Raw genomic sequence first — 21888 nt, 5'->3', positions numbered from 1 at the left:
TTTTTCTAACAACAAAATATGTATAAAATAATAGCATTCCTTTTCCTTTTTCAAATTTCTTTCGGACAGATAAATCCAGAAGAAGTAGAAACTGCGGAAAATGAATTTGAAACTAATTTTTTTGATGCTTTAAAAGAAAAAGCTATAGAAAATTACGACAAAGCTATTATATCTTTACAAAAATGTTTGCAAAAAGAACCTTTAAACCCAGAAATTCACTACCAATTGGGCGTAAATTATTTAGCGCAAAAAAATTATATAGAAGCAGAAAATGCGTTTCAAAAAGCGGTCGATTTAGAGCCCAAACAACGTTGGTATTGGAATGGTTTGTACGATGTACATTATCAAACCAAAGCGTATGAAAAAGCAATTATCATAGTTGAAAAATTAGTCACTTTCGATGCAAATATGAAAGAAGATTTAGTGTCGTTATATATGAATACCCAGCAATTTGATAAGGCAAAAACAGCAATTGACGACATTGAAAGTAAAGGTACATTATCTAAAACAATTGAAATGTACCAATTGCAACTTCAAAATATGTCGAAAGGCAACAAGCCAAAAATAATCGATTTGGAAGCGGCTATAAAAAGCAACCCTAAATCAGAACAAAATTATATCGATTTAATTTATGCGTATTCTGTAAACAATCAAGAAGACAAAGCATTTCAAACGGCTTTGTTGTTAGAAAAAGAGCTACCAAATTCTGATTTAGCACACGTTAGTTTGGTTAAATTTCATATTCAAGCGAATGACATTTCAAAAGCTACAGATTCTTACAAAAGAGTTGTAAAAAGCAGTAAAATTGATTTTAAAATTAAGCAACGCGTTTTAAACGAGTATTTAATATTTGCCATTAAAAACCCGCAATTACTTGTAGAAATTGACAATAGCATTTCATATTTCGACAATAATGTGGGTATGGATGTAAATAAAGAATTAGGAAAGTTTTTCTATAACAAAAATAATTTCGAATTGGCACAGAAGTACATCGAAAAATCCAATTCAAACGACATTGAAGCGATTGATTTACTTTTGAATATTTATGATTTCAATAAGCAATTTGAAAAAATGGCAAAAAAATCAGAGGAATACATCGATTTATTTCCAACCAAAGCCAATTTGTATTATTACGCTGCAAAAGGAAATAACAACTTGAAAAATTTTAAAAAAGCAAAAGATTTTTTAGAAATGGGAATTGATTACGTTATTGATGATCCAAATTTAGAAGTTGGATTTTGCAAGCAATTTATAATTTGCGCCGATGGATTATCGGATTTAAAAATGAAACAAACCTATCAAAAAAGATTAGATGCAATTTCTAAAAAATAATATGAATAAACTTTTCACATTTCTAATATTAGTAGTCGTTTTAGCTTCGTGCAAAACGAAAAAAACAGTCGTAGAACAAACCGTTTCTAAAGAAGCCGAAGTAGATAATATGGCTAAAGAAATTATTGAAAAACATTATGAAAATAAAGTAGATTTTCAAACAGTTTCCATTCGTTCTGCTGCGGATTATGAAGATCAAAAACAGTCTATTTCCATTGGTGCCGATATCAGAATTAAAAAAGATGAAGTGATTTGGATTAACTTAAAATTCTTCGGAATTCCAATGGCAAAAGCACTTATAACACCAACAAGAGTAAGTTATTACGAAAAGGCTAACGGAACATTTTTTGATGGTGACTATTCTATTTTAGCTAAAATGTTAGGCACCGATTTAGATTTTCAAAAAGTCCAAAATTTGTTGTTAGGTCGTCCTATTGATGATTTAACCAAAGAAGTTTTTATAGCAGAAATTGTAACTAATTTGTATCAATTAAAATCTAAAAAGCAATTAGATATCGAAAAATTATTTCGTTTTGAAACCGCTAATTATTTGTTGAAAGAACAATTTATCAATCAAATTTCAAAAAATAGAAACGTTTTAGTTACTTATCCTTCTTTTACGAATCAAGACAATATATTTATGCCAACTGGCGTTTCTATACTTGCCAACCAACAAAATCAAGTAAAAATAAATGTAGAATATAAAAAAATTACGTTTAATGAATCATTATCGTATCCATATTCTATCCCAGATGGTTATTCTCAAATAAAAATAGATTAATTTTGTAAAAAATATCAAGAATGAACAAATTTCTTTTATCCCTATTCGTACTCTTTTTTTCCTTTTCAGCAATGGCACAAATTGATGAGAAAGAAAAATTAGAACAAAGAAAAGAACAACTTTTAAGAGAATCAGCCGAGTTAAAGATTAAACTTCAGAACGAAAAGAAAAAGGAAAAATCCGTTTTGAAAGAAATTGCCGGACAAGATGCTCAAATTAGAATTTCCGAAAAAATCATTTCTACAATAGCCAAACAAGCACGAATTTTAGACGACAATATTTATTTAACGCAATTAGAAATTAACAAGTTAAATAAAGATTTAAAAATAATGAAGGAAGATTATGCAAAAATGATTGTGAAATCATACAAAAGTCGCTCTGAACAAAGCCGATTTATGTTTGTATTGTCTTCTACAAGTTTTTTGCAAGCCTACAAGCGCGTACAATATATGAAACAATATGCAGGGTACAGAAAACGTCAAGCTGAAGAAATTAAAGTAAAACAAGCCCGATTAGGTGTCGCTGTTGGCGAATTACAAACCAACAAAAAAGAAAAAGAAGTGGTTATTGTTGAAAAAACAAAAATCAAAGCCGAACACGAAAAATTAAAACAAGAAAAAGTAGAAACGGCAAAACTTATACAAAAAGACAAGAAAAAAATTACTGCAGATATCGCTAAAATGGATAAAGAAAGAAAATCCATCGATAAAAAAATCAAGAAAATGATTAACGATGCGATTGCTGCAGAAAACAAAAAGAATGCTGCTAAGAAAAAAGCTGCAGCAACTGCTTCCGGAAATACTACACCTGTGAAAACTGCACCGGTTTCTTCTACAAAAATTGAATTAACACCTGAAGGAAAACTATCTTCAGATAGTTTTAAGGCCAACAAAGGGCAATTGCCTTGGCCTACAGAAAAAGGATATATTTCCACTGGATATGGCGATCAACCACATCCAGATTATAGCAATATTGTCATTCATAACAGTGGAATCGACATCACTACGGATTCTGGTTCATCAGCACGTGCCGTTTTTGCTGGTGAAGTATCAGGTGTGCAAGTATCTCAAACTACAAATACCTATACCGTATTGGTGCGTCACGGAGATTTCTTTACCGCATATAGTAATTTAAGTAGCGTTTCGGTTTCTGTAGGAAATAAAGTTACGGCAAAACAAACGTTGGGTAAAATAAAAACAAATGCCAAAGGAAATTCGGTATTAAAATTTGTTATCAATCAGAATACAACGGTTCTAAATCCAAAAAGTTGGTTAAAACCTAAATAATTTTTAGGAGCAAAACCCTTATTTCCAGAAGACTTTCGGTCCCGCTATCCGCTATATTTTTTCTTTTGTTGCCTGAGGTACTCGAAGGCAACAAAAGAAAAAGATGCCGCTCCTATCGGGGCTAAAACACAACAATTGTTTTCAAAAAACTTTCAGCAAAAATCCGTTCAATCCGTGTACCCATTTAGGTTCCTTTGTTTTTTACCACGGATTACACAGATTTTTAACGCAATCTATTGTGAACTATTTTGAGCGAAGCGTCTTATCGCATTTCAAAGAATCTATGTGCCTATGTGTTTTTTTTACCACGGATTACACAGATTCACACAGATTTTTTAATCCAGTCTATTGTGAGTTATTTTGAGTGTAGCGTCTAATCGATTTCCAAAAATCAATGTGCCTTTGTGTTTAAAATAAACTTTTGTACTACCTTTGCACTATGCCAAAAATAGGAAACATAATTTTGCCCGATTATCCCTTGCTTCTTGCCCCTATGGAAGATGTAAGCGATCCGCCATTTCGCCGTTTGTGCAAAATGCACGGAGCAGATTTAATGTATTCTGAATTTATTTCGTCTGAAGGTTTAATTCGAAATGCTATGAAAAGCAGAATGAAATTAGATATTTTCGATTACGAACGCCCAGTTGGTATTCAAATATTTGGTGGCGACGAAGAAGCAATGGCACTTTCTGCAAAAATTGTAGAAACGGTTCAACCAGATTTGGTAGATATTAATTTTGGATGCCCGGTTAAAAAAGTAGTATGTAAAGGTGCTGGTGCAGGAGTCTTAAAAGACATCGACTTAATGGTACGATTAACCAAAGCCGTTATTAAATCTACACATTTACCTGTTACTGTAAAAACCCGTTTGGGTTGGGATGAAAGTTCAATAAATATTGATGAAGTAGCCGAACGTTTGCAAGATATTGGTGTTCAAGCTTTAACTGTTCACGCCAGAACACGTGCTCAAATGTATAAAGGGCATTCCGATTGGACACATATTGAACGCATCAAAAATAATCCACGAATTTCTATGCCTATTTTCGGAAATGGCGATATCGATTCTCCAGAAAAAGCGTTAGAATATAAAAATAAATTTGGGTTAGATGGTATGATGATTGGTCGAGCGGCCATTGGTTACCCTTGGATTTTTAACGAAATCAAACATTTTTTCAAAACAGGTGAAAAATTAGCCCCGCCAACTGTTGCAGACAGAGTAGAAGCCGCTCAAAATCACTTAATCTGGTCTATGGAATGGAAAGGCGAACGCGTGGGAATCGTAGAAATGCGTCGTCATTATACCAATTACTTCAAAGGCATTCAAGATTTCAAACAATACAAACAGCGCTTAGTTACCACCGACGGGCACAACGAATTATTTGATATTTTTAATCAAATAAAAGAAGTTTATGCAAATTACGACAATGCTTTAATTGTACAATAAACTAATTTCTTAATCTTTTTGATTCAAATTAGTAACGGCTGTATTCCTAAAATCATCGTTTAGTTTGTCACCCTGAAAGGGTCTCAAGAATTATTTTCATTTTGTACATTAATGAAATCTGTGTCAATCTGTGTTTGAGTTTACGTGTTTCTTATTGAAAAAATTGCGAATCTCTACGAAATAATCTAACTTTCCGTTTTCAAAATGAATTCTATGCAAACAATTTCTACAATTAAAATTCTTCATCTTGACACCAATCATCCGTTGCTTTGGGAGCAATTAGAAAAGGCTGGTTTCATTAATGAAGCAGATTATACTTCCACCAAAGAAGAAGTAGAAAGTAAAATAGAAAACTATCACGGCATTGTCATTAGAAGCCGATTTAAAATTGATAAAACCTTTATTGATAAAGCAAAAAACTTACAATTCATTGCACGAGTGGGTGCCGGTTTAGAAAGTATCGATTGCGAATATGCCGAAAGTAAAAACATAAAACTAATTGCAGCTCCAGAAGGAAACGCTTCAGCTGTTGGGGAACACGCTTTAGGAATGCTTTTGTCATTGTTTAATAATTTAAATAATGCCGATAAAGAAGTGAAATCTGGACAATGGAATCGTGAAAGTAATCGCGGAACAGAATTGGACGGCAAAACAGTTGGGATTATTGGTTATGGAAATATGGGAAAATCATTCGCAAAAAAATTGAGAGGTTTTGAAGTTGATGTTTTGTGCTATGATATTTTATCAAATGTTGCCGATTCAAATGCGAAACAAGTTCCCTTACAAGAAATACAACAAAAAGCAGATGTCTTAAGTTTACACATTCCGTGGACACCAGAAACAGATAAAATGGTAAACACATCTTTTATTAATCAATTCTCAAAACCATTTTGGTTTATAAATACCGCAAGAGGGAAAAGTGTAGTTACTTCCGATTTAGTTTCTGCTTTACAATCTGGTAAAATTTTAGGAGCAGGTTTAGACGTTTTAGAATACGAAAAACTATCATTTGAAACCTTATTTGAAGGTAAAAAACCTGAAGCGTTTGAATACTTGTTAAACGCTAATAATGTACTTTTATCACCACATATAGCAGGTTGGACAATTGAAAGTAAAGAAAAACTTGCCCAAGTTATTGTAGATAAAATTTTACGAGTGTATGTAACAAAATAAAAAAACAGGCATCTAATCAAAAACAAAAACTATAAAATTATGAATGAAGTTACAAAACAAGAGGAGTGGAATAACTCTAAGCCAAATATCCCAGTATTTAAAGTAGATCCAGTAATGGTATTAATTTTTGGAATTTTAACTTGCGGATTGTACCTAATATATTGGAATATTAAAGCAGCTGAAGTAATGAATGCAGCAGTAGGTAGAGAAGTCATTTCTTCGCCAGTTGCAATTTTAGCTGGATGTTGTTTTCCGATTAATTTATATTACTATTGGATTGCGGGTAAAGAAGCATTGCCAAAAATATATGAAATAACAGGTCAACCACAAAAAGACGAGTCAGCACTTTTATTAGTTTTGGGTTTTTTCTTCCCAATTGTTTCAGCTATGATTATACAGGGCGATATAAATAAATTATACAATTAAGCCGTTTATAAAAAATAGAATATTAGGGATAATTGGTGTGTTAGTTACACTAATTGTTCCTTTTTTTATACAACAAAATAATTCTGGAAATTTAGATAACGAACAATCTCTTTGTCCGTTTAAAATGTTAACTGGTTTTCCTTGTCCAGGATGTGGTATTACAAAATCTATTGTATATTTCTATGAAGGTGATATTTATAGAAGTTTATTTCATCATTTATTTGGACCCCTATTTGTGTTTTTTTGTCTCTTGGTTTTGCTTAAACTTGTTGCAGAATTATTTTATCAAAAACCATTTTTCGACAAATTATTTTACAGTATGAAGCTTGCTTATTTTATGGGAGCATTGTTAGGAATCTATCACTTAATTAGATTGTTTTTTTACATCAAAGACAATAATTTAGATTCAGTTTTGAAACAATCTATTTGGCGTTAAGCTAAAAAAACAATTTATACTATTTTTATTTGAATTTTAGCCTTTATGTTTTCTTTCTAATTCCGCTTGAAATTCTTCCATAACGGGTTTTACTGTACTTTCTGGAATATCTGAAATTTTTATATACATCAACCCGTCAATTGCATTGTTAAACATTGGGTCAACGTTAAACGCTACAACTTTTGCGTTTTGTTTAATGTATTTTTTAATTAAAACAGGCAATCGTAACGATCCTGGTTCAATTTCATCAATAATTTTATCAAATTTATTTAAGTCGGCTTCAGTTTCATTAAATACGAAATCTTTATCTGCGTCTTTTAATTTTACTTTAAACTCTTTTTTCGGTTTAATATATTGCGCCACATATGGATCGTAATAATTGGATTTCATAAATTCAATCATTAACGATTTCGAAAATTCTGAAAACTGATTACTAATACTCACACCACCAATTAAAAATTTATGTTCAGGATAATGTAAAGTCGTATGCACAATTCCTTTCCAAAGTAAAAACAAGGGCATCGGTTTTTGTTGGTATTGCGAAATAATAAAAGCCCTTCCCATTTCAATAGAATGGCTCATCATATCATTTAATTCGGGTTCAAATTTAAAAAGTTCGTTTAAATAGAAACCTTCTAAACCATATTTAGGAAATATTTTCGAGCCAAATCCCATTCTATATGCTCCGGCAATCATTTGAGCATCGTCATCCCATAAAAACATATGATGATAATACTGGTCATATTTGTCTAAATCAATGGCTTCATTCGTGCCTTCGCCTACTTCTCTAAAAGTAATTTCTCGTAAACGACCAATTTCGTGTAAAATATTTGGAATTTTTTCGGCAGTTACTAAAAATACTTTATAGTTTTTACTTTGCAATAATTGATAATCGCCTTCTTTTAAGTAGTTAATTTCCTCAATAATTTGTTCGTGATTGGCAGGTTTTACAATTTGTTTCGCTGCTTTCGGACTCGTAAATTTAGGAAACGTCAACTTAAAGTTTTCTTCTTCAAATGAATTAGAAAGCATATAGGTTTTCTTTCTTAAAAACTTTCCTAACTCTGGAATACTTTCGTGTTCATTTAGTTCATTAACCGAAATGGGTTTTCCTATTCGAACTTTTATTATACGATGTTTTTGAGTTAATAATTCGCTTGGTAATTTTGCCGTACGTAACGTATCATTTAATTTGGATAAACTATAAAATAACTTGCTGTTTTGTGCGTGAAAATAAATAGGAACAACTGGTACTTTTGCTTTTTTGATAATTTTTAAAGCGCCTTCTTCCCAAGGTTTATCTACTATTAATTTGCCGTCTTTGTAAGTGGAAACTTCTCCCGCAGGAAAAATCCCTAGAGGTTTACCATCGCTCAAATGACGTAAGGTTTCTTTTATTCCAATTACACTCGATTTAGCATCTTTATGATTTTCAAACGGATTAACCGGCATAATATACGGTTTCATCGGTTCAATTCTGTGTAATAAAAAATTGGCAATTATTTTGAAATTAGGTTCGCGTTCAAGCATTAATTTCAGTAATAAAATACCGTCAATTCCACCTAAAGGATGATTAGAAATGGTAATATAAGCGCCGTCTTTTGGTAAACGTTTTAAATCTTCTTCCGGAATTTCAAATTTAATTTGAAACTCATCTAAAATAGCATTCAAAAACTCTAAATCACTTAAATGCTTATTTCGATTATAAATTTTATTAAGTGTAGAAATTTTGAGAACTTTCATGAGCAACCACCCAGAAAAAGTCCCAACAAAACCATACTTATCCGTTTTTATCGCTTTCGCTACTTCTTTTGCAGTAACTAATCCCATTTATTTTTATTTAGAGCAAGTAACAAAGATAGCAATTCTATTCAAATTATTTATATCTTGTTTAAACAATTGCCAACAATTTAATAATTGGCGTTTTTTGATAATTTTTTTACAAATTCCTCATTTAATCCTACATTTTATTGAAAACTTTTTCTACTTTTGAGAATTGGATTTTAAATATATAACAGAAATAAATGCTTTTGTTATATATTTATAAGTTTTATAACATATAACGATTAAATTAGTTAATGAAGATTATCTCATATAATGTAAACGGAATTAGAGCAGCCATAACCAAAGGGTTTATAGAATGGTTACAAAGTGCTAACCCAGATGTAATTTGTTTACAAGAAATCAAAGCTACGGAAGATCAAATTCCAACAGATGAAATAACAGCTGCGGGTTATCCGTATCAATATTATTTTTCAGCCCAAAAAAAAGGGTATAGTGGTGTCGCCATTTTATGTAAAACGGAACCTAAAAATATTGTTTTTGGGACTGGCATTGAAAGTATGGATTTTGAAGGAAGAAATGTCCGTGTAGATTTTGAAAATCTTTCAGTAATGAGCATGTATTTACCATCTGGAACCAATAATGACAGACTTGGATATAAGTTTCAATATATGGATGAAATTCAGGATTATATCGTAAACTTGCGACAAGAAATTCCGCATTTAGTAGTTTGTGGCGATTATAATATTTGTCACGAAGCTATTGATATTCATAATCCAAAAGGAAACGAAAAAACATCTGGTTTTTTACCCGAAGAACGTGCTTGGTTAGACGGTTTTATGAAGACAGGAATGATTGATACGTTTCGTCATCTAAATAAAGAACCGCATAATTATAGTTGGTGGAGTTACAGAGCCAATGCCCGAAATAATAATAAAGGTTGGCGAATTGACTATTGTTTAGCTGCCGAACCTTTAAAAGATAAAATAAAAAGAGCACTAATTTTACCAGAAGCCAAGCATTCAGATCATTGTCCGGTTATGGTAGAAATAGGTTAGATAAATACTATACAACTAAATAAGAAAAAGAAACGTCTAAAGTAAATAATAATAACCGATTCGAACAGAATCAAATATATATAAAAAGATGATAAGAAAAATCACATTAGGACTTGCGATATTAAGTTTGAGTACATCTTGTGTTTCAAAAAAAATCTATCAAGATTTAGAAAACAAGTTTGCCGATTTAAAAAAAGAACGCAACGCGTTAGCAGATGAAAATGAAGGTTTAAAAACCAACAATTCCACTTTGCAAACCGACTTAAACAAATATAAATCGGAAGCAGAAAAATTAAAAGCGGAACGCGATAAATTGGCAGCTGATTACGCCGCTACTAAGAAAAGTTTAGACAATTTAAAATCGTCTTACGATGCTTTAGAAAAAGACAGTAACGAAGCGTTAGATGCGAATATCAAAAAAAATCGTGAATTGTTAGCCGAATTAGAAGCCAAACAAAAAGCAATGGCTGCTGAACAAGATAAATTAAATAAATTGAAAGCCGATTTATTAAAATCATCTACGCGTTTAGCAGAATTAGAAAAAATTATGGCCGACAAAGAAGCGGCTATGAAAAAACTGAAAGAAACCTTATCTAAATCGCTTAAAGCGTTTGAAGGAAAAGGTTTAACCGTTACTGAAAGAGATGGAAAAGTGTATGTTTCTATGGAAAATAAATTACTTTTCGAATCAGGAAGTTGGACTGTTGGATCAGAAGGTAAAAAAGCAGTGGATTTAGTTGGAAAAGTTTTAGGAGATAATCCTGATATTTCGGTACTTATTGAAGGACACACAGATAATGATAAAATTGTTGGTTCTATAGGTGGTGGTGTAGAAAATAACTGGGATTTATCTACCAAACGTGCAACAGCAATTGTAACCATTTTATCGGCTAATGCTAAAGTTAAAAAAGAAAATTTAACAGCAGCTGGTCGTGGTGAATTCGCGCCTTTATTGTCAAACGAAACAGTAGAAGGAAAAGCAAAAAATCGTAGAATCGAATTTATTTTAACACCAAAATTAGACGAATTGTCTAAGTTGTTAAACGAGTTGTAAGATTCAATTTAATACTAAAAGTTGCCTAAGAGGAAATTATTTTTTTAGGCAACTTTCTTATTTCATAAAATATGAACTCACTTCTTCCATTACTTCAGCAATTAGAAAATCATATTTCTAATTTTGAAAAAACAAATATGAAGGTTTCAAATAGTACTGTTGGCTGGCAAATAGACCATTGTTTGTTGGTTATAAATGGCATTATTGGGCAGATAGAAATTTCAGATCCATTGAAATATCAACCCAAATGGACCTTTCCTAAATTTATGGTTTTTACAACAGGTAAAATTCCAAGAGGTAAAGCTAAAGCGCCAAAAGTTGTTATTCCAACTCAGGTAGCTACTCAAGAGGAACTAATCTCGAAATTAGCAGCAGCTAAAAATAATGTTTTAAAACTGGATTCTTTTTCTGAAAATCAGTTTTTTAATCATCCTTATTTTAAGGATTTAAATGTAAAACAAACCAAAAAATTTTTAACGATTCACACCAAACATCATTTAAAAATAATACAGGATATATTGAAATAAATAAAATCTATATCACATTCAGTTTTCTGTTTTTAAAACTTTGTAACTTCGTCATTCAATAAATTTTTATAATGAAATTCACTACGCTACCAAATACCGAATTAAAAGTCAGCAAAGCTTGTTTAGGCACAATGACATTCGGAAATCAGAACACCGAAGCGGAATCCCATTTCCAATTAGATTATGCTGTAGAACGTGGTATTAATTTTATTGATACTGCGGAAATGTATCCCATTGGCGGAAACGAACATATTTTTGGAAGTACTGAACGTTTTATTGGAACTTGGTTAGCCAAAAACAAGCATAAAAGAGACGATTTAGTGATTGCCACTAAAATTGCAGGACCAAATAGAGGTATGGATTACATTCGTAAACCGCTCGATTTTTCTAAGAAAAGCATTACGGAAGCGGTAGAATTAAGCTTAAAAAATTTACAAACGGATTATATTGATTTGTATCAAACGCATTGGCCAGAGCGTATTATGAATATGTTTCAAAAAAGAGGTGTAGAAAAATTAGATACCCATTGGCAAGAAAATATTTTTGAAGTTTTAACTGTTTTTGATGGTTTAATTAAAGAAGGAAAAATAAAACATATTGGTATTTCAAATGAAAACCCTTGGGGCGTGATGAAGTTTTTAATGGAAAGCGAAAAGCACAGTTTACCTCGAATTGCCACCATTCAAAATCCATTTTCGTTATTAAATAGATTATACGAAGTAGGGTTGTCAGAAATTGGTATGCGAGAAAAAGTTGGTTTATTGGCGTATTCACCATTAGGTTTTGGATTTTTATCTGGTAAATATTTAAATGGAATTCCAGAAAATTCACGAATGAAATTGTTTCCAAATTTTGTACGTTATACAAACGAAAATTGTTTTAAAGCCACAAAATTATATCAAGATTTAGCACACAGTTTGGGCTTGACGATAACCGAAATGGCGATTGCCTTCGTCAACCACCAAGAATTTGTAACTTCAACCATAATTGGTGCTACCACAATTGACCAATTAGAAGAGAATATCAATGCTTTTGATGTGATGCTTACTGATTCCGTTTTTGAAGAAATCAATAAAATTCAGGAATTAATTCCAAATCCAGCGCCTTAAATTAAAAAACCCTTCGATAGTTTTACAGTTCCGAAGGGTTTTTTATAATTTCAATATTAGCTACCCAAACAATTGTTCTACTAAATCTTCAATTTTACTAACCAATCGCACATCAATTTTAAAATCTTTTGGATTTATTTTATTGTGTTTGGATACGAAAATGGTCGAAAAACCTAATTTTTCAGCTTCTTGTATGCGTTGTTCTACTTTATTTACGGGACGAATTTCGCCTGTTAAACCTACTTCGCCAGCAAAACAAAAATCTTTATCTATAGTAATGTCTTCATTGGAAGATAATATAGCCGCCACTACAGCCAAATCAATTGCCGGATCGTCCACATTGATACCTCCCGTAATGTTCAAAAACACGTCTTTAGCCCCTAAACGGAATCCTGCACGTTTTTCTAAAACAGCTAAAATCATATTTAATCTTTTCAGATTATAACCGGTTGTGCTACGTTGAGGTGTGCCATAAACGGCAGTAGAAACTAATGCTTGAATTTCTATCATTAACGGGCGCATACCTTCAATTGTAGTTGCAATTGCCGTACCTGATAGATAATTGTCTTTATTAGAAATTAATATTTCCGATGGATTACTAACTTCGCGTAAGCCGTTTCCTAACATTTCGTAAATTCCTAATTCGGCAGTAGAACCAAAACGGTTTTTCAAAGCTCGTAAAATTCTGTACACGTGATTTCGATCCCCTTCAAATTGCAAAACGGTGTCAACCATATGTTCTAAAATTTTCGGACCAGCAATAGTTCCGTCTTTGGTAATATGACCAATTAAAATGACAGGAACGTTGGTTTCTTTAGCGAATTTTATCAATTCGGCGGTACATTCTCTAATCTGAGAAATGCTTCCTGCAGAAGATTCAATATATTCGGTATGTAAAGTTTGAATTGAATCAATAATTACTACTTGAGGTTCAATTTCCTCAATTTGACGAAATATATTTTGTGTTTTGGTTTCGGTTAAAATAAAACAATTATCAGTTTGTCCCGTAATTCTTTCGGCACGCATTTTTATTTGTTTCTGACTTTCTTCTCCAGAAACATAAAGTGTTTTATAAGGTAGTTTTAACGAAATTTGAAGTAAAAGTGTGCTTTTTCCTATTCCTGGTTCGCCACCTAAAAGTGTAAGAGAGCCAGGAACCAATCCGCCACCTAAAACGCGGTTTAATTCGCCATCAGTGGTGTTCATTCGTACTTCTTCTGAAGTTGAAATTTCGTTAATTTTTAAAGATTTCGCTACTTTTTTTGCTTCAGAAGTAGTACTTCGCCAGGCTTGTTTTTCTTCTTTCTGAATAATTTCTTCTACAATTGTATTCCACTCCTTGCAAGACGTACATTGTCCAAGCCATTTAGAATAATTGGTGCCGCAACTTTGGCAAAAGAAGGAAGTTTTTAATTTAGCCATTTGTATTTTATTTTTCGAAATTATTCGTCTTTTTTAGGAGCTTCTGCAGGTGTTTCTGTTGGAGTTTCCACTGGTGCTGTTTCTTTAATTTCTTGTTTTGGTTCTTCTTTTCTTGATTTTAAGTCCTCTGCACGATTTAAGATGTAATTTTTAGTTAAATCACCAATTTCGGATTTTGAATAAGCACTTTGATATTCTTTAGCAGCTCGTTTATAGTCTCCAATTTTTTCAAAATACAATCCTCTATGGTAGGTTCCTAACATTGTTTTTGGGTATTGTTTGTCAGCATACGCCCCTAAATTTTCGAGTTCTGAGTAGGCCTTGTTTTTAATAATTGCGGCTTCAATAGCTTTAAAATCTGAATATCTAGGCTGAACTTTTAATCCGATTTTCTTCTCAATAGCATCATATTTATCAATTAAGTATTGGGTATATCCACTTTCTAATTTTAATATTTTTTCGTTGAATTCTAATTTTGAAATTGGTTGATAGCCATTGAAAATAAAGTAAAATGCACTTGGAATAGCTTCGGCAACTAAAGAATAATGAGAAGTGTTTTGAAAAACATCATATCGGTAGTTTACATTTGGGTTTTTAATTTCTTTTGCAACATCATCTAGTTTTTTTGTGTTTTCTTGAATTTCCTCTAAGTCGGCTTTTGACGTAGCTTGATAATAAAATACTGGTTTTTGTGTTTTTGCTAATCGTTCTGCAATTCGAACTTCCATTTCTGGCGCCATTTCTGGAGAAATAGATATGTAAGCATTAAATATCGGGTCGTCTTTATATAAATAAAAATTTAAAAATCCAGCGGTGGTATCGTGACCTGCAATAATTCTAAAAGGTAGGGTTCTGTATTTTTGTTGAATATAAGGTAATAATTCAAATCCTATAAATTCAAAAAATTTAGCGCCTGATTCTGCAGGTAATCCTTCTTCGCTATAATTACTATCATTAAAACGGGTTTCACCATAATTCTGATTTACCGCAACAATAATAATTTCAGGTAAATCGTCCCAATAGTTTCCATATTTTAAAATTCCTGAAAACGGATCAGCTAAATATTCGCCATCTAATAAAACTAAAATAGGATATTTTTTTTCGGGACTGTTTTCATATGAAGCCGGTAAAATAACTGAGAAGTTTCTTTCTTCGTTAAGCTTTTTAGATTGTATTTTGTCTTGCACTTTTTGTGAAAACAAGGCAACAGAAACCATTAAAAATAGTAGAGTGAATTTAATTTTCATAACTAATTGGTTTAATAAAGGTAGCAATATACTACTTATTTTTTATTATAAAGTGGTAAAAATGCGTAAGATAGCAAACCTAGAATAATGGTTAGTATGGTTTGTGAAGTCCAAGCCAGCCAACCAAATGCCGTTCCAATTTCATTTGATATACCGTATAACGAAAAAATCATGGCAATAGCTAACGGATAAGCACCCAGTCCGCCATTTGTGAATCCAACGGCAAGACTGCCAAAAATGAATCCCATAATTACGATGTCAAAACCAATATTTTCCGTTTCTGGTAAAGCGTAAATTGGAATATAAAACATGAGTAAATAGGAAAACCAAATTAAAAAAGAAAAGAAAATATATTTCCATTTATCTTTCATCATTACAATGCTTAGCATGCCTTCAATTAATCCTGAAAATTTATTTTTTATTTTTTTTATAATTTTCCATTCGGCATAAATCCAAATCAAAAGAAAAACGATTCCTAAGAATAGACCAATAATTCCGAATAAAATTATTTTTTCAAACGCAATTTTTTCTTTGATGAAGTTGTAAAGTTTTTCAAATTGAAGTACAAATGCTAAACCTACAAATAATAAAAATAGTATTAAATCTACAATTCTTTCTGCTACAATGGTTCCAAATCCTTTATCGAAAGGGACGTTTTCATATTTTTTTAATAAGGCAGCTCTGGTAATTTCGCCCGATCTAGGAATGGTTAAATTCATAAAATAAGAAACACAAACCGACATAAAGTCGTTTTTGAAATTTGTTTGGTATCCTAAATGTTGTAAGGAATATTTCCAACGATAGGCTCTTGCCCAATAACCAAAAAGTGAGATTATTAATGAAAGGAAAATATAAAAATAATTGGCTTTTTGAAAGCAAAATTTTATTTTATTTAATTCTTCAACGGACAATGTGGTATATTGGTAATATATAAGTCCGAAACCCAATAACAAGGGAATAAAAACAGAGGCAATTTTGCTAACTTTTGTTCTCAAAACTAGGTTAAAGAATTATCTTTTTCATTAGGAAAAACTAAGCAAGGTTTGAATGTTTTTGCTTCTTCAAAGTCAATAATTCCATATGCAATAATGATAATTATATCACCACGATGTACTTTTCGTGCAGCAGGTCCGTTTAAAGTGATTTCACCTGTATTTCTTGGTCCTTTAATGGCATACGTTTCTAAACGTTCCCCATTATTTACATTTACAATGGCCACTTTTTCACCTTCCACAATATTGGCTGCTTCAAGTAAAGCTTCGTCAATTGTAATACTTCCAATATAATTTAAATCGGCTCCAGTAACAGAAACTCTGTGTATCTTAGATTTTACTACTTGTATTTGCATGCGGCAAAGTTAATTAATTCAAGTAAATTTTATAATTTATTTTAACGAAATATTATCAATTAATCGAATATCTTCAATAAAAACCGCAATAAACCCTCTGTATTTTTTGTTTTTTGTTTTTCTTTTGCAAGATAAAAGTGTTTCTTCTTCGGCAATTTCAAAATATTCTAAAGTAAAATTTTTGTGTTTTTTAAATTCGCGTACTACAAATTCAGTAACTTCTTTGGCCGATTTTAGCATAAATTTATCTTTTGCTTCTAAAAGAATTTGGTAAATTAATTTAGATTCGTTCCGAGCATTATCTGAAAGTCTTTCGTTCCGGCTACTCATTGCTAAACCACTGGGTTCCCGGTAAATTTCACAAGGAATTACATTTACTGGAATTTTATGTTTTACAACTAATTTTTTCACGATTTGTAATTGCTGAAAATCTTTTTCGCCAAAATAAGCGTGAGTTGGTTCTACAATTTCAAATAATTTCTTCACAATCGTTCCTACTCCGTCAAAATGCCCTGGGCGATGTTTGCCTTCCATTTGATGTTCTAATCCGTCATAATCAAATGATCTGGAAATGGTATTGCCTTCATAAATATCTGTTACAGTTGGAGCATAAATAAGGATATTTTTGTTTAATTCTTGAACCAGTGCTATATCTTTTTCTAATGTTCTTGGATATTTTTTTAAATCTTCAGCGTTATTAAACTGTGTAGGGTTTACAAAAATACTTAACACGGTAATTTCATTTTCAGATATAGATTGTTCCAATAATGAAAGGTGACCTCTATGTAAAGCGCCCATTGTAGGCACAAAACCAATTTTTTTTGATTGATTTTGTGCTTTTTTTAATTCAATTTGAAGCGCATTTTGTGTTTGAAAAACAAGCATATTATAATATTATAAAGTGCAAACTTACTATTTTAGTAGTTAAGTCCATAAATTTTTATAATTTTGCATATTAAACAAAAACATAACATTTATTATATGAATGACAAGAGGATATTATATGTATCATCTGAAGTAGTGCCTTATTTAGCTGAAAACGAAGTATCACTACATTCTTATGAGTTGCCGAAAATGATAAATGAAGTAGGAGGGCAGATAAGAATTTTTATGCCAAGATACGGAAATATCAATGAACGCAGACATCAATTACATGAAGTAATTCGTCTTTCTGGGATGAATTTGGTAGTGAATGATATGGATATGCCTTTAATTATTAAAGTTGCTTCGATACCAAAAGAAAGAATTCAAGTTTATTTTATTGACAACGATGAATATTTTAAAAGAAAAGCTACTTTTTCAGATGAAGAAGGTGTATTGTATTCAGATAATGATGAAAGAGCTATTTTCTTTGCAAAAGGTGTTGTCGAAACCGTAAAAAAATTAAATTGGGTACCCGATATTATTCATGTTCACGGTTGGATGGCTTCTTTATTGCCTGTGTATTTAAAACATTATTATAAAGACGAAGGTATTTTTGGAGATACAAAAATTATTACCTCTGTATATGCATCAGATTTTGAAGGAACGCTTGATGCAGAATTGATCACTAAATTAGCATACGATAATTTACCTGAAGAGGCCATTTCTAAGTACAAAGAGCCTATTTTTACTAATTTAATGAAAGCTACAATTGATCATTCTGATGCAATTATTATGGCTTCAGAAAACTTGCCTGCAGATTTAACAAAATATATAGAAACTTCAAAAAAACCTTTTTTACCTTTCACCCCGAAAGAAACGTTTAAAGAAACGTATTTAGATTTTTTAAAAAATAAAGTTCAATAATTATAATGAAAAAGCATATAACCGTTTTATTTTTAGTTTTTTCAATGGTATTTATTTCTTGTGACCAAGATTTTAATACTATTGGATCAGATTTAGTGGGTGATGAACATTTTGATTTCAGTTCGCACGAAGCACAATTAAAAGCATACTCTGTAAAAACCAACGAAGTGCAAACCAATAATTTGCCAATAAATCCGTTAGGCATTTATAACAATCCATATTTTGGAGTTACTAAAGCAAATTTTGTTTCACAAGTATCATTAGCAACACAGCAGCCTAAATTTGGGACCAGTGTACAAATAGAAAATGTTACTTTATATGTGCCTTATTTTAGTAACGTAGAAACAACAAATGCAGATGGTTCAAAAGTATATTCTTTGCAGTCTATTTATGGAACAAACAAAGAAAGTAAAATGAAATTGAGCGTTTACGAAAATGGATATTATTTAAATGCATACAATCCAAGCGATAATTTTCAAACGCAACAACGTTATTTTTCTGACGGCTCTGCAAACGGAACTGTAATTAATTTTGAAAATCTAAAAAGAGGAAATGACGGCAGTGGTAATTCCGTACAAAACGGAACGCGCTTAAATGATAGTCCTAATGCAGCAGAAAACGACCAATTCTTTTTTAACAAAGCAGAAATTATAGTTTATAAAACAAAATTCAATACCACAACAGGTATTTTGGAATATGTAGATGCAAATGATGTAGTATTAGCCAATCAAAATGATGCTTCATTACGAGTAGTTAAGGAACGTTTAGCGCCGGGTATATATCTAACTTTAAATAAAGCTTTTTTTAAGAAAAGAATATTAGAAGCTGGAAGCGCAAACCTAATTAACAACAATGAATTCAAACAATATTTTAAAGGATTGTATTTTAAAATAGAACAACTTCCTGGAGAACAAGGCGCAATGGCCATGTTTAATTTTTCAAATGCTAAATTAAATGTAAATTATAGTTCTGTAGATGAAGGAGCAGTAGTAGGTTCAGCAGCCACATCAAAAAGTTTAGTGTTAAATTTTGGCGCAGGTTCCGGCTCAAATTCAGTTTCATTACAAGATTATTCGTATTCTGGAGCATACGATGCGGGATTGTCTGCTACAAATCAAGTAACAGGGCAGAACTCCAAATTATATTTAAAAGGAGGTAAAGGTTCCGTAGTATACATAGATGTTTTTGGAGATGCCGATGTATTAAAACCAGTTAATGGGCAATTAGTAGCTGGAGCGAATCAAATTCCTGATGAATTGGATCAATTGCGATTAAAAGGATGGTTAATCAATGAAGCGTATTTAGAGTTTTATATTGATAAAACAGCTATGGCAGGCGCAAATCAATTAGAGGCGGAAAGGTTATATTTATTTGATGCTACAAATCAAAAACCTATAGTGGATTATACCTTTGATGCTACAACAAATTCAAACATAAAATACAACAAACTAATTTTTGGTGGAATTATTGAACGCGATAATACCGCAGATAAAAAAGGAATTAAATACAAAATTAGAATCACAGATCACATTGATAATTTATTAAACAGTACGGATACTAATTTGAATAAAAACGTAAGATTAGGTCTTACTGTCACAGAAAATATTAATTTCATTAATAATTATTATTACAAATCGCCATTTGATGTAAACAATACACCAACTGTATCTACAGATGATATCGAATATTTTCCAGTAGCTTCAATTATGGAGCAACAAGGAGTGGTGCTTCATGGTACAAATCCAAGTGCTGCAGACGCATCAAAAAAATTGAAATTAGTTATACATTATACAAAACCAAATTAAACCCTTATATTTATGTGTGGAATCGTAGGTTATATTGGTCATAGAGACGCATATCCAATAATTATTAAAGGATTAAAAAGATTAGAATATCGTGGTTACGATAGTGCTGGTTTAGTTTTATATGACGGAAAAAATTTAAAACTTTGTAAAACTAAAGGGAAAGTTTCCGATTTAGAAGAAAAAGTTGCAAAAGAAATTACTACTGACGGACATATAGGTTTTGGACATACACGTTGGGCGACTCACGGAGTTCCGAATGATGTAAATTCACACCCTCATTTTTCAAATTCTGGGAAATTAGCTATTGTGCACAACGGAATCATTGAAAATTATGAATCGTTAAAAAAAGAATTAATTAAAAGAGGCTATGTTTTTCATTCTGATACGGATACAGAGGTATTAATTAATTTAATTGAAGACGTTCAGAAAACAGATAATTTAAAATTAGGTAAAGCTGTACAAGTAGCATTAAATCAAGTAGTCGGTGCCTATGCAATCGTAGTATTTGATGTAAATAAGCCAGACGAATTGGTTTGTGCTCGTTTAGGTTCTCCATTAGCAATTGGTATTGGTGAAGATGAATATTTTGTAGCTTCAGATGCTTCGCCTTTTATTGAATTTACTTCAAATGCTATTTATTTAGAAGACGAAGAAATGGCAATTATTCGTTTGAAGAAACCTATGAAAGTTCGTAAAATTAAAGACGATTCATTAGTAGATCCTTACGTTCAAGAATTGCAAATAAATTTAGAACAAATTGAAAAAGGCGGCTACGAACATTTCATGTTAAAAGAAATATACGAACAACCAAATGTAATTAAAGATACATACAGAGGAAGATTATTAGCAAACAAAGGCATCATTCAAATGTCGGGAGTGGAAGATAATTTAGAAAAATTTACCAATGCCAAGCGTATTTTAATTATTGCATGCGGAACCTCATGGCATGCCGGTTTGGTTGCCGAATATATAATTGAAGAATTTGCAAGAATACCAGTTGAGGTGGAATATGCTTCAGAATTTAGATATAGAAATCCGATTATAAATAAAGATGATGTGGTAATTGCTATTTCTCAATCAGGAGAAACGGCCGATACTTTAGCAGCAATTAAATTAGCCAAAGAAAACGGGGCTTTTGTTTTTGGAGTTTGTAACGTTGTAGGTTCTTCTATTTCAAGAGAAACTCACGCAGGAGCTTATACACATGCGGGTCCAGAAATTGGAGTAGCTTCTACAAAAGCATTTACTACTCAAATTACAATTCTTACCCTTTTAGCGCTGCGTTTAGCAAAAGCAAAAGGAACTATGAATCATTCGGATTACCAACGTTATTTGTTAGAATTAGAAATGATTCCTGAAAAAGTAAAAGAAGCATTGCAAACAAATGATGTGGCTTTTGAAATTGCTAAAATTTATAAAGATGTACCAAACGCTTTATATTTAGGTAGAGGATTTAATTTCCCTGTGGCTTTAGAAGGCGCTTTAAAATTAAAAGAAATATCATACATTCACGCAGAAGGCTATCCAGCTGCCGAAATGAAACACGGACCAATTGCTTTAATTGACGAACAAATGCCAGTGATAGTTATTGCTCCAAATAAAGGGCATTACGACAAAGTGGTAAGTAATATCCAAGAAATAAAATCAAGAAGTGGAAAAATTATTGCAGTTGTAACTAAAGGGGATACGCAAGTAAGGGCTTTAGCAGATCACGTGATTGAAATCCCAGAAACTTCGGAAGCATTAACACCGTTATTAACTACAATACCGTTGCAATTATTATCCTATTATATTGCAGTATTAAGAGGTTGTAATGTGGATCAGCCAAGAAATTTAGCAAAATCAGTTACAGTAGAATAAATAAAAAAGC

20 protein-coding genes are annotated in these 21888 nt (G+C 31.7%); 14 read left to right on the top strand and 6 right to left on the bottom strand.

Annotation, left to right across the window (positions count from 1 at the left end; translation table 11 throughout):
- Positions 1-18 precede the first annotated feature (18 nt).
- The 7 genes from ACIQ16_RS01630 to ACIQ16_RS01600 all read left to right on the top strand — a co-directional run bounded on the left by ACIQ16_RS01630 (position 19) and on the right by ACIQ16_RS01600 (position 6878).
- Complete coding sequence (locus tag ACIQ16_RS01630; RefSeq protein ID WP_396148256.1) at positions 19-1332, top strand: tetratricopeptide repeat protein; 1314 nt, start codon at positions 19-21, stop codon at positions 1330-1332.
- A gap of 1 nt (position 1333) precedes the next feature.
- Positions 1334-2113, top strand: coding sequence for a DUF4292 domain-containing protein (locus ACIQ16_RS01625; RefSeq protein ID WP_396148255.1), 780 nt, complete (start codon positions 1334-1336; stop codon positions 2111-2113).
- A 20-nt stretch (positions 2114-2133) separates the two neighbouring features.
- Entirely contained in the window at positions 2134-3399 is a 1266-nt protein-coding gene (locus tag ACIQ16_RS01620; RefSeq protein ID WP_396148254.1) for a murein hydrolase activator EnvC family protein, read from the top strand.
- A 439-nt stretch (positions 3400-3838) separates the two neighbouring features.
- Complete coding sequence (gene dusB / locus ACIQ16_RS01615) at positions 3839-4843, top strand: tRNA dihydrouridine synthase DusB (protein ID WP_396148253.1); 1005 nt, start codon at positions 3839-3841, stop codon at positions 4841-4843.
- 213 nt (positions 4844-5056) lie between these two features.
- Positions 5057-6016, top strand: a complete 960-nt coding sequence (locus ACIQ16_RS01610) for a 2-hydroxyacid dehydrogenase (RefSeq protein WP_396148252.1) — start codon at positions 5057-5059, stop codon at positions 6014-6016.
- Between the two features lie 39 nt (positions 6017-6055).
- Complete coding sequence (locus tag ACIQ16_RS01605) at positions 6056-6442, top strand: DUF4234 domain-containing protein (RefSeq protein WP_396148251.1); 387 nt, start codon at positions 6056-6058, stop codon at positions 6440-6442.
- A gap of 37 nt (positions 6443-6479) precedes the next feature.
- On the top strand, positions 6480-6878 hold the full coding sequence (locus tag ACIQ16_RS01600; protein ID WP_396148250.1) for a DUF2752 domain-containing protein: 399 nt from the start codon (positions 6480-6482) through the stop codon (positions 6876-6878).
- A 36-nt stretch (positions 6879-6914) separates the two neighbouring features.
- On the opposite strand, the gene ACIQ16_RS01595 is transcribed toward ACIQ16_RS01600, so the two are convergent.
- Positions 6915-8708, bottom strand: a complete 1794-nt coding sequence (locus ACIQ16_RS01595) for a GNAT family N-acyltransferase (RefSeq protein WP_396148249.1) — start codon at positions 8706-8708, stop codon at positions 6915-6917.
- Positions 8709-8956: 248 nt separating this feature from the next.
- On the opposite strand from ACIQ16_RS01595, the gene ACIQ16_RS01590 reads away from it, so the two are divergent.
- The 4 genes from ACIQ16_RS01590 (at position 8957) to ACIQ16_RS01575 (ending at position 12408) form a co-directional block, all read left to right on the top strand.
- Positions 8957-9718, top strand: a complete 762-nt coding sequence (locus tag ACIQ16_RS01590; protein WP_396148248.1) for an exodeoxyribonuclease III — start codon at positions 8957-8959, stop codon at positions 9716-9718.
- Positions 9719-9806: 88 nt separating this feature from the next.
- Complete coding sequence (locus ACIQ16_RS01585; RefSeq protein ID WP_396148247.1) at positions 9807-10772, top strand: OmpA family protein; 966 nt, start codon at positions 9807-9809, stop codon at positions 10770-10772.
- 71 nt (positions 10773-10843) lie between these two features.
- Entirely contained in the window at positions 10844-11299 is a 456-nt protein-coding gene (locus ACIQ16_RS01580) for a DUF1569 domain-containing protein (protein ID WP_396148246.1), read from the top strand.
- A gap of 71 nt (positions 11300-11370) precedes the next feature.
- The gene (locus ACIQ16_RS01575; protein WP_396148245.1) at positions 11371-12408 is read left to right on the top strand and encodes an aldo/keto reductase; all 1038 of its coding nucleotides are present in this window, start codon (positions 11371-11373) and stop codon (positions 12406-12408) included.
- A 60-nt stretch (positions 12409-12468) separates the two neighbouring features.
- Here ACIQ16_RS01575 and radA read toward each other — a convergent pair whose 3' ends face one another.
- Genes radA through panC form a run of 5 tightly spaced genes read right to left on the bottom strand, consistent with a single transcriptional unit; the run spans position 12469 to position 17310 of the window.
- On the bottom strand, positions 12469-13830 hold the full coding sequence (gene radA, locus ACIQ16_RS01570; RefSeq protein WP_396148244.1) for a DNA repair protein RadA: 1362 nt from the start codon (positions 13828-13830) through the stop codon (positions 12469-12471).
- Positions 13831-13850: 20 nt separating this feature from the next.
- Positions 13851-15077 (bottom strand): alpha/beta hydrolase, encoded by a 1227-nt coding sequence (locus ACIQ16_RS01565; protein WP_396148243.1) that lies wholly within the window; start codon positions 15075-15077, stop codon positions 13851-13853.
- Between the two features lie 35 nt (positions 15078-15112).
- Positions 15113-16072: a YbhN family protein gene (locus tag ACIQ16_RS01560; RefSeq protein ID WP_396148242.1), complete on the bottom strand. Its 960-nt coding sequence runs from the start codon at positions 16070-16072 to the stop codon at positions 15113-15115.
- Positions 16073-16074: 2 nt separating this feature from the next.
- Positions 16075-16425 (bottom strand): aspartate 1-decarboxylase, encoded by a 351-nt coding sequence (panD, locus tag ACIQ16_RS01555; protein WP_166075636.1) that lies wholly within the window; start codon positions 16423-16425, stop codon positions 16075-16077.
- Positions 16426-16461: 36 nt separating this feature from the next.
- Positions 16462-17310: a pantoate--beta-alanine ligase gene (panC, locus tag ACIQ16_RS01550; protein WP_396148241.1), complete on the bottom strand. Its 849-nt coding sequence runs from the start codon at positions 17308-17310 to the stop codon at positions 16462-16464.
- A 96-nt stretch (positions 17311-17406) separates the two neighbouring features.
- Here panC and ACIQ16_RS01545 point away from each other — a divergent pair, with 96 nt between their 5' ends.
- The 3 genes from ACIQ16_RS01545 to glmS are packed head-to-tail and all read left to right on the top strand — an operon-like array spanning position 17407 to position 21878.
- On the top strand, positions 17407-18213 hold the full coding sequence (locus ACIQ16_RS01545; RefSeq protein WP_396148240.1) for a glycogen/starch synthase: 807 nt from the start codon (positions 17407-17409) through the stop codon (positions 18211-18213).
- A 5-nt stretch (positions 18214-18218) separates the two neighbouring features.
- On the top strand, positions 18219-20018 hold the full coding sequence (locus ACIQ16_RS01540; protein ID WP_396148239.1) for a DUF4270 domain-containing protein: 1800 nt from the start codon (positions 18219-18221) through the stop codon (positions 20016-20018).
- Positions 20019-20030: 12 nt separating this feature from the next.
- Positions 20031-21878, top strand: a complete 1848-nt coding sequence (gene glmS, locus ACIQ16_RS01535; RefSeq protein ID WP_396148238.1) for a glutamine--fructose-6-phosphate transaminase (isomerizing) — start codon at positions 20031-20033, stop codon at positions 21876-21878.
- Positions 21879-21888: the final 10 nt, after the last annotated feature.

This window comes from Flavobacterium sp. (assembly GCF_044360715.1).
GTDB lineage: Bacteria > Bacteroidota > Bacteroidia > Flavobacteriales > Flavobacteriaceae > Flavobacterium.
The sequence above is the reverse complement of the archived record's forward strand: the minus strand, read 5'-3'. Positions and strand labels throughout refer to the sequence as shown.

What these genes read in the sequence shown, in the direction of transcription:
- ACIQ16_RS01630 (WP_396148256.1), top strand. Translation starts at nt 19, where the DNA reads ATGTATAAAATAATAGCATTCCTTTTCCTTTTTCAAATTTCTTTCGGA.
- ACIQ16_RS01625 (WP_396148255.1), top strand. Translation starts at nt 1,334, where the DNA reads ATGAATAAACTTTTCACATTTCTAATATTAGTAGTCGTTTTAGCTTCG.
- ACIQ16_RS01620 (WP_396148254.1), top strand. Translation starts at nt 2,134, where the DNA reads ATGAACAAATTTCTTTTATCCCTATTCGTACTCTTTTTTTCCTTTTCA.
- dusB (WP_396148253.1), top strand. Translation starts at nt 3,839, where the DNA reads ATGCCAAAAATAGGAAACATAATTTTGCCCGATTATCCCTTGCTTCTT.
- ACIQ16_RS01610 (WP_396148252.1), top strand. Translation starts at nt 5,057, where the DNA reads ATGCAAACAATTTCTACAATTAAAATTCTTCATCTTGACACCAATCAT.
- ACIQ16_RS01605 (WP_396148251.1), top strand. Translation starts at nt 6,056, where the DNA reads ATGAATGAAGTTACAAAACAAGAGGAGTGGAATAACTCTAAGCCAAAT.
- ACIQ16_RS01595 (WP_396148249.1), bottom strand. Translation starts at nt 8,708, where the DNA reads ATGGGATTAGTTACTGCAAAAGAAGTAGCGAAAGCGATAAAAACGGAT.
- ACIQ16_RS01590 (WP_396148248.1), top strand. Translation starts at nt 8,957, where the DNA reads ATGAAGATTATCTCATATAATGTAAACGGAATTAGAGCAGCCATAACC.
- ACIQ16_RS01585 (WP_396148247.1), top strand. Translation starts at nt 9,807, where the DNA reads ATGATAAGAAAAATCACATTAGGACTTGCGATATTAAGTTTGAGTACA.
- ACIQ16_RS01580 (WP_396148246.1), top strand. Translation starts at nt 10,844, where the DNA reads ATGAACTCACTTCTTCCATTACTTCAGCAATTAGAAAATCATATTTCT.
- ACIQ16_RS01575 (WP_396148245.1), top strand. Translation starts at nt 11,371, where the DNA reads ATGAAATTCACTACGCTACCAAATACCGAATTAAAAGTCAGCAAAGCT.
- radA (WP_396148244.1), bottom strand. Translation starts at nt 13,830, where the DNA reads ATGGCTAAATTAAAAACTTCCTTCTTTTGCCAAAGTTGCGGCACCAAT.
- ACIQ16_RS01565 (WP_396148243.1), bottom strand. Translation starts at nt 15,077, where the DNA reads ATGAAAATTAAATTCACTCTACTATTTTTAATGGTTTCTGTTGCCTTG.
- panD (WP_166075636.1), bottom strand. Translation starts at nt 16,425, where the DNA reads ATGCAAATACAAGTAGTAAAATCTAAGATACACAGAGTTTCTGTTACT.
- panC (WP_396148241.1), bottom strand. Translation starts at nt 17,310, where the DNA reads ATGCTTGTTTTTCAAACACAAAATGCGCTTCAAATTGAATTAAAAAAA.
- ACIQ16_RS01545 (WP_396148240.1), top strand. Translation starts at nt 17,407, where the DNA reads ATGAATGACAAGAGGATATTATATGTATCATCTGAAGTAGTGCCTTAT.
- ACIQ16_RS01540 (WP_396148239.1), top strand. Translation starts at nt 18,219, where the DNA reads ATGAAAAAGCATATAACCGTTTTATTTTTAGTTTTTTCAATGGTATTT.
- glmS (WP_396148238.1), top strand. Translation starts at nt 20,031, where the DNA reads ATGTGTGGAATCGTAGGTTATATTGGTCATAGAGACGCATATCCAATA.